At 73.3% G+C, this 6,869-nt stretch carries 9 protein-coding genes; 4 read left to right on the top strand and 5 right to left on the bottom strand.

What is annotated here, in order from left to right; genetic code table 11:
- Nucleotides 1–178: 178 nt before the first annotated feature.
- Nucleotides 179–1,198: a hypothetical protein gene (locus AB0M82_RS41035; RefSeq protein ID WP_364734349.1), complete on the bottom strand. Its 1,020-nt coding sequence runs from the start codon at nt 1,196–1,198 to the stop codon at nt 179–181.
- Between the two features lie 78 nt (nt 1,199–1,276).
- Here AB0M82_RS41035 and AB0M82_RS41030 point away from each other — a divergent pair, with 78 nt between their 5' ends.
- The 4 genes from AB0M82_RS41030 to AB0M82_RS41015 all read left to right on the top strand — a co-directional run bounded on the left by AB0M82_RS41030 (nt 1,277) and on the right by AB0M82_RS41015 (nt 3,587).
- Complete coding sequence (locus AB0M82_RS41030) at nt 1,277–2,101, top strand: SDR family oxidoreductase (protein ID WP_364734347.1); 825 nt, start codon at nt 1,277–1,279, stop codon at nt 2,099–2,101.
- Between the two features lie 151 nt (nt 2,102–2,252).
- Nucleotides 2,253–2,684: a DUF4383 domain-containing protein gene (locus tag AB0M82_RS41025; RefSeq protein ID WP_364734345.1), complete on the top strand. Its 432-nt coding sequence runs from the start codon at nt 2,253–2,255 to the stop codon at nt 2,682–2,684.
- A gap of 112 nt (nt 2,685–2,796) precedes the next feature.
- Nucleotides 2,797–3,228, top strand: a complete 432-nt coding sequence (locus tag AB0M82_RS41020) for a hypothetical protein (protein ID WP_364734343.1) — start codon at nt 2,797–2,799, stop codon at nt 3,226–3,228.
- The gene (locus AB0M82_RS41015; protein WP_364734341.1) at nt 3,225–3,587 is read left to right on the top strand and encodes a VOC family protein; all 363 of its coding nucleotides are present in this window, start codon (nt 3,225–3,227) and stop codon (nt 3,585–3,587) included. Before AB0M82_RS41020 ends, AB0M82_RS41015 begins: the two co-directional genes overlap by 4 nt.
- A gap of 264 nt (nt 3,588–3,851) precedes the next feature.
- On the opposite strand, the gene AB0M82_RS41010 is transcribed toward AB0M82_RS41015, so the two are convergent.
- From AB0M82_RS41010 to AB0M82_RS40995, 4 genes are all read right to left on the bottom strand, one after another.
- The gene (locus tag AB0M82_RS41010; protein ID WP_364734339.1) at nt 3,852–4,286 is read right to left on the bottom strand and encodes a DUF6292 family protein; all 435 of its coding nucleotides are present in this window, start codon (nt 4,284–4,286) and stop codon (nt 3,852–3,854) included.
- A gap of 118 nt (nt 4,287–4,404) precedes the next feature.
- The gene (locus tag AB0M82_RS41005) at nt 4,405–5,055 is read right to left on the bottom strand and encodes a phosphoribosyltransferase family protein (protein ID WP_364734337.1); all 651 of its coding nucleotides are present in this window, start codon (nt 5,053–5,055) and stop codon (nt 4,405–4,407) included.
- A 20-nt stretch (nt 5,056–5,075) separates the two neighbouring features.
- On the bottom strand, nt 5,076–6,356 hold the full coding sequence (locus AB0M82_RS41000) for an erythromycin esterase family protein (protein WP_364734335.1): 1,281 nt from the start codon (nt 6,354–6,356) through the stop codon (nt 5,076–5,078).
- A 44-nt stretch (nt 6,357–6,400) separates the two neighbouring features.
- A complete protein-coding gene (locus AB0M82_RS40995; protein WP_364734333.1) occupies nt 6,401–6,739 on the bottom strand; it encodes a hypothetical protein in 339 nt (112 codons plus the stop codon).
- Between the last annotated feature and the right edge of the window lie 130 nt (nt 6,740–6,869).

Raw genomic sequence — 6,869 nt, 5'->3', positions numbered from 1 at the left:
GAGGCGAGCAGGCCGCTCGCCTCCTCACGGTACTGCGGCAGGGTAGAGTCCCTCAATGGGCCATTCACGGCCTTGGGCGAGCACCTGAAACCGGGCCAATCGGGCCAATCGGGCAGCTTGACAGCTCGCTGCCGCAGCTAACTGCCCGGCCTTGGTCATTGGAGACACCGAGCCGAGCTCACGACGGCAGCGGTTGTTCCTCGGCCGGCCGAAGGTGCCGCACCGTCGCGTCCGGGTGGCGGGTCAGCGGCTGCAACGGCAACGCGGGTGTGTCGGCGACACGTTCCAGGTGCCGCAGCAGGATCCCTTCCCGCAGCGCCCACGGGCAGACTTCGACGCTCGCGACGTCCAGCGCCGACAACGCCACCTCGGCCGCCAGCGCCCCGGCCACCACCTGCCGCGCCCGCGGCCGCGAAATGCCGCGGAGCCCGGCGCGTTCGGCCGCCGGCACCCGGGCCAGCCGCGGGATCTGCTCCCGCAGGTCCGTCACCACCAGTTCGCGCGTCACGAACGGGCCCTTGCGCTGCGGCGGGGCGCCGGTGAGGCGGGCCAGCTGCTTGAACGTCTTCGACGTCGCGACGACCCGGCGCGGCGGCCCTTCCCAGCGAAGCCGGTCCAGCACCTCGGAGAGGGTGTCGCGGACGTGCCGGCGCAGAGCCTTCAGCTGCCGGCGCGTCGGCGGGTCGGCGGTGAGGAACTCGCGGGTGAGCCGGCCCGCGCCCAGCGGGAGCGAGACCGCCAGCTCCGGTTCCACGTCCCGGCCGAGCACCAGCTCCATCGACCCGCCGCCGATGTCGATCAGCAGCAGCCGCCCGGCCGACCAGCCGTACCAGCGACGCGCGGCGAAGTACGTCAGCCGCGCCTCCTCCTCGCCGGAGAGGAACTGCGGCCGGATTCCGGAGCCCGCCTGGATCCGGTCGATGACCTCGTCGCGGTTCACCGCGTCGCGCACCGCCGCGGTGACGAACGGGTACAGGTGGTCGACGCCGAGCCGCACCGCCTCGTCCACGGCCCGGCCTACAGCGGCGGTCACCCGCTCGATCCCCGTCTCGCTCAGCGTCCCGTCGGGCGACAGCTCTTCGGCGAGCAACGTCGGCTCCTTCACCGCGTGCGCCGGGAGCGGCGGCGCGCCCGCGGACACGTCCACCACCTGCAGCTGGGCCGAATTCGACCCGATGTCCAGTACGGCCAGTCTCATCGGGCCGGAATACCCGGCGCACCCGCGGTTTAGTCCTCGGCGAACGTGGTAGCCGGACAAGAACGAAAGGAGCCACCCGTGTCCCTCCCGGCGCCGCTGCCCGCCGACGCCCCTTGGCCGTGGCGTGCCGTCGTCTCCGGCGCCGATTCCGGCATCGGCCGCGCGGTGGCCGTCGCCCTCGCCGGCGGGGGGTTGGACGTCGGCATCACTTACCACTCGGACGCCGTCGGCGCGGAGGAAACCGCCGCCGAGGTCCGTTCGCACGGGGTGGCGGCCCACGTCCGGCGGCTCGACCTGACCGAGCTGCCCGGCGCGGCCGACGTCGTGGACGCGTTCGCCGAAGACCTCGGCGGCCTCGACGTCCTGGTCAACTGCTCGGGCACCGGAAGCAGCCAGCGCGTGCTGGACCTCGGCTACGAGAAGTGGCGCCAGGTCCTCGACGTCGACCTGGACGGCGTCTTCCTCCTCTCGCAGCGCGCGGCGCGGCACATGGCCGACGCCGGCCGCGGCGGCCGGATCATCACCGTCACCAGCGTCCACGAGCACGTCCCCCGAGTCGGTGCCGCGCCCTACTGCGCGGCCAAGGCCGGCGCGGGCGCGCTGACCCAGGTGCTGGCGCTGGAGCTGGCCGAGCACGGCATCACCGTGAACTCGGTGGCTCCCGGCGAGATCTCGACGCCGATGACCGGACAGACCGACGCCGACCCGCGCGAGCAGGACCGGCCCGGCATCCCGCTCGGCCGCCCCGGGCACGCCGCCGAGGTGGCGGCCGCCGTCGCGTTCCTCGCGACCCCGGCGGCCGGCTACATCACCGGCACGTCCCTCGTCGTCGACGGCGGCCTGCTCCTGATGGGCGCCCAGGCCGGGACGGCGTATCCCGGCCACGACTGGCGTTCCCCCTGAGACCAGGGGCCCGCGTCCTGGCTGCAGGGACCGGCGCGGGTTCCGGCCGCGGGCCGGACGACGGCTCCCCAGCACGTCGTCCGGCCCGTTCCACTTCCCCGTTTCCGGCCCGGTGCGCGGGGTAACCGTGCGGCAAGGGAAGGAGGCCCCCATGACGTCCGCCGACACCCCCTCCCGTGCGTTCTGGCTGCGCCCGGTCGTCGCCGTTGCCGGATTGCTCTACCTGGCGCTGGGCGTGGCCGGGTTCCTGACGCCGGAAACGGCGGCGGTGGGGCACGAAACCACCCGCGCGGTGTGGATCTTCAGCGTGACCCCGCTGCTCAACCTCGTGCACGCGGCGGTCGGAGTGCTCGGGCTGCTGGCCGCGACCCGGCGCACGGGGTCGGTCGTCTACTGCTGGGTGCTGTTCGCGGGCTTCGCCGGGATGACCGCCTACGGGGTCCTGGCCACCGCGTTCGGCACGCCGGAGGACCCGATCAACGTCAACTGGGCGGACAACTGGCTGCACGGCCTCACCGCGGTCGCCGGACTGGTGCTCGGGATCGTCGCCGCCCGCGCGATGGCGCGGACCGGCGCCCGGTGATCGCGCGGTTTCGGCGCGGAACCATGGGGTAGCCCGGAAAGGACACGGCATGAAGGAGGGATCCCATGCACCGCGGAAGCGACGCGGGAGTCCCGCCGATGGGCGGGAGCACATGACGGCGAGCGAGCCGGCGGCGGTGGGCGAACGCGCCGTCGTCGTGCACCACCGGCTCCACGCCGACTTCGCCGTCCCGCACCCCTGGCTGCGCCGCCTGCTCGGCCCGCGCAGCGGCTTGGACTTGGACGTCGACGGCCTACGCGTCCGACTGGGGCCGTGGCTGGTCTCCACACCGCTGAGCAACCTCGCCGGCGCCGAAGCCACCGGCCCGTACAGCGCGGTTCGCGCGCTCGGCGTCCGGCTGTCGCTGTCCGACCGGGGCCTGACCTTCGGCACCACGACCGCGGGCGGCGTGTGCCTCCGGTTCCACGAGCCCGTGCCGGGCATCGACCCATGGGGCCGGATCCGCCACCCGGCGCTGACGGCGACGGTCTCCGAGCCGGGCCTGGTCGCCGCGGCCGTCACCCGGATCGTCGCGGAGTCATGACGACCACCCGTATCCTGGCCGTGGCGGTCGACTGCCGTCAGCCGGAGCTGCTCGCCGAATTCTGGGAGAACGCGCTCGGGCACGGCAAAACCCGCCGGTGGACGGACTCGCACGGCACGACCTACCGCCAGCTCGAGTTCGGCGACGGGCCGGCGCTGCTGTTCCAGCCGGTGCCCGAAGAGAAGGCCGTCAAGAACCGCCTGCACCTCGATCTGGCCCCGGTCGGCCGCGACCAGCGCGCCGAAGTCGAGCGGCTGGTGATGCTCGGCGCGAAGATCCTCGACGACCCGCCCGACGACCCGTGGATCGTCCTCGCCGACCCGGAGGGCAACGAGTTCTGCGTCCTTCCGCCGAAATGAACACCGGCGTCGGGAAGCTCGGACCGTAGCCGGCGCCTCCGGTGGCTCAGGCGGGAGGCACTCCAGGCCGGCGTCGCCAAAGGGCGGATAGCTCTCGCCGCCCATTCGCTCGGCCGCACCGAAGTAGTCGCCAAGAGCCTTGCGGGATCGAGTGAGCTTCTCCAGCTGATCGTCCAGCCGCCGCATGCGCGCCACGGTCGCGTCGGGCGGCGTGCGCTTTCCCAGTTCGAAGGCCAGAGTTCTGCGTCCTCCCACCGAGGTGACTCAGGCTTGGCCCTCGGGCAGGCAGACGTTGCCGGCGGCGTAGACGGCGAGGCGTTCGTCGAAGCCGTCCGAGGTCCCCGGTCTGCGGATGTCCGGTGGATCCGGCTGTCCTGGGTAGCCCTCGCCGTAGAGGTCTCCCACGAACTTCACCACCGTGTCCGGCGCCGGCAGCACGTCGCCGCCCAGGTAAGCCAGGATCACCACGTCCTCGCCCGTCGCCGTTTCGACCGCGGCGGCCCAGCCGTCCCGCTCGTCCCACAGCAACGCCGTCTCGTGGTCCGGGAACCGGGTGAGCCGCCCTTCCAGCGCGAGGTAGGCGCTCGCGGGCACGTCGACTTCGCAGAACCAGGCGGGCGCGTCCAGCTTCTTCGCGACGGCCAGCAGATAATGCCGCAGCCCGCGCGCCGTGGCGCCGAGCCCGTCCCGTTCGATCATCTCGCGCCTGCCCATCGCTCGGTGCCCCCGCCAGGGGTACCCCGTCACCCACCCGGTCAACCCGGCGTTCCCCAGGTGGAGCAGCCCTCACGATCTGTCCTCTGTGGAGTTCCGAGGGTCACCCGGCGAGCAGGCGCAGGACGTCTTCGTCACTCGTCTGGTGGAAATCGGCGTACCACTGGCCGACCGCACGGAATCCCGGGGGTTCCGCGACGCAGACGACGTCGTCGGCCTCGTGCAGCAGCCCCTTCGCCGCGCCGGGAGCGGCCACCGGCGCGGCGAAGACCACTGTCCGCGGGTTCCCGGCCCGCACGTCGCGCAGCGCCGCCGTCGCGGTGACGCCGGTGGCCAGGCCGTCGTCGACGAGGAGGACGTCACGCCCGGCGACGACGGCCGAGGCGCGGCCGTCGCGGTAGCGCTCGAGCCGGCGCCGCGCTTCCGCTCGTTCGCGGGCCTCCGCGCGGGCCATCCGGGCGGGCGTGAGCTTCAGCGCCCGCAGGATCGCTTCGTCGTAGATCGCGGGGCCGTCCGGGGTCACCGCGCCGACGCCGTATTCGCGCCGGCCCGGCGCGCCGATCTTGCGCGCGACCGCGACGTCCAGTTCGGCGCCGAGCCACCGCGCGACGACGGCGGCCACCGGCACCCCGCCCCGGGCGAGCCCGAGCACGAGCGGGTCGACCCAGGTGCGGCGCCGCAGTTCGGCGGCGAGCCGCCGTCCGCCGTCCTCGCGGTCGGCGAAGACCCGCGAACGGCCTTCCCGGATCGCCATCGCCGCTCCCTTCGCGCAGTTCACCGCTCGGGTGGTTCCGCCGGCTCCCAGTGTTCCCAGTGGTGCAGTGGGGTGATCGCCGTGGTTTCGTCGCAGTGCACGAACGCGTCGTAGCGGGCCGCCGGCACGGTCGGCACGTACCCGCCACCGCGGTGGACGACGCCGATCGCGCGGTGCCCGCGGAGCTCCCCGGCCCACTCCGCCGCGCTGTCGTCGTGGAAGACGTGCAAGCTGTCTTCGCCGGGGACGGCCTCGTGGAGCACGCCTTCGAGGCTGTCCGCACGCGCCGGCTCCACCGGCATCCGGCGCGCCTCCCCGCCCCAATGGGCGGCGGCGATCACCGAGCCGCGGTAGGTGCCGAACCCGACGGTGACGACGCCGTCGGCCCGGTGCCGTTCCCGCGCCAGCTGCCCGAGGTTGAGCATGCCCGCCGCCGCCATGTCGGTCGCTCGCGCGTCGCCCACATGGGTGTTGTGCGCCCACACCACCGCCCGGGAGCGCGGGCCGTAGGCACGGAGGAGCCGGTCGAGCGTGTCGCCCATGTGGGTGTCACGCACGTTCCAGGACCGGGTGCCACCGCGCACCAGCTCGCGGTAGTAGCGTTCCGCGCCCGCGACGACCTCGGCGTTCTGCCGGGCGACGAACGCCGGGTCGAGGCCCGGCACGCAGTCGACGTGGGCCGCCGACCGGACCTCGGTCAGCAGGCGCACCACCTCGTCGCGGCAGCCGTCCGGCACCAGTTCGGCAGAAACGGCGTACTCCCGGGGATCTTCGCCGTACGGCTCGAAGCACCGGAATGCCTCGAGCGCCGCGTCGACGTCGTCCGGCGCGTGCTCGTGGAGGTAGCCGACGACGCCGCGCAAGGACTCCCACAGGCTGTAGACGTCGAGACCGTGGAACCCGCAGGGGATCCCGTCGCCGGTGGCGTTGAAGGCGCGCAGCCAGGTGGCGAACCCGGCGACCTCCTCGTTGGCCCACAACCAGGTGGGCCAGCGCCGGAAGCCCCACAGCACCTGCCCGGGATCCTTCGGCGCGCCGGGCGCCCCGGCGACGCAGCAGTGCACCCGGTGGCACTCCGGCCAGTCCCCTTCGACGGCGACGAACGAGAAGTCCCGTTCCGCGAGGAGCCGTTTCGTGAGTTCGGCCCGCCACCCGTAGAACTCGGCGGTGCCGTGGGTGGCCTCACCGAGGAGCACGATCCGGGCGTCCCCGATCCGGCGGACGAGCGGATCGAGATCCTGCGGGCTGCGCAGCGGCGCGGCCCCCTCGCGGATCGTCGTCACGTCGTCGAGCACCGACATGCCTCGCGCGTTCCCGTTCGGGGACGGCGCGAAACGTCACCCGGTCACGAGCGCCACTCCTCCTGCCAGTCCGGGTGAGCCTCGTACACGGAAGCGACCAGCTTCACCGACGCGTCGTCGTGGCTGTCCCGGATTTCGCGGCGCAGGAATTCGGCTTTCTCGGGGAACGGCACCGGGTGCCGGTCCTCCATCGCCTCGACCGGCCCGCCGGCGAGCAGGAGACCCTCGCCGCCGTCCGCGCGCATGATCCGCAGCCTGCCGCGCCGTTCGGCCTCGTCGATCAGCGGCAGTTCGCTCGCGCGGAACCGCTCTTCGTCCTCCGCGAGCCGGGCGAGCACGAATTCGTCCAGCTTCGCGGTCGTCGTGTCGTCGAGATTCGTCATGGCGCGGGGTTACCCGCCCGGCCGGGCAGGCACACACGGCCGGGCGTGTTCAGCTGAAAGGCCGTGAATGTCGCATTGAGAGACTCTATCGAGGAAGCCTCCGTGGCGGCCCAGCAGGACCGCGCCGCCG

Source organism: Amycolatopsis sp. NPDC051128 (assembly GCF_040682715.1).
GTDB lineage: Bacteria > Actinomycetota > Actinomycetes > Mycobacteriales > Pseudonocardiaceae > Amycolatopsis.
The sequence above is the reverse complement of the archived record's forward strand: the minus strand, read 5'-3'. Positions and strand labels throughout refer to the sequence as shown.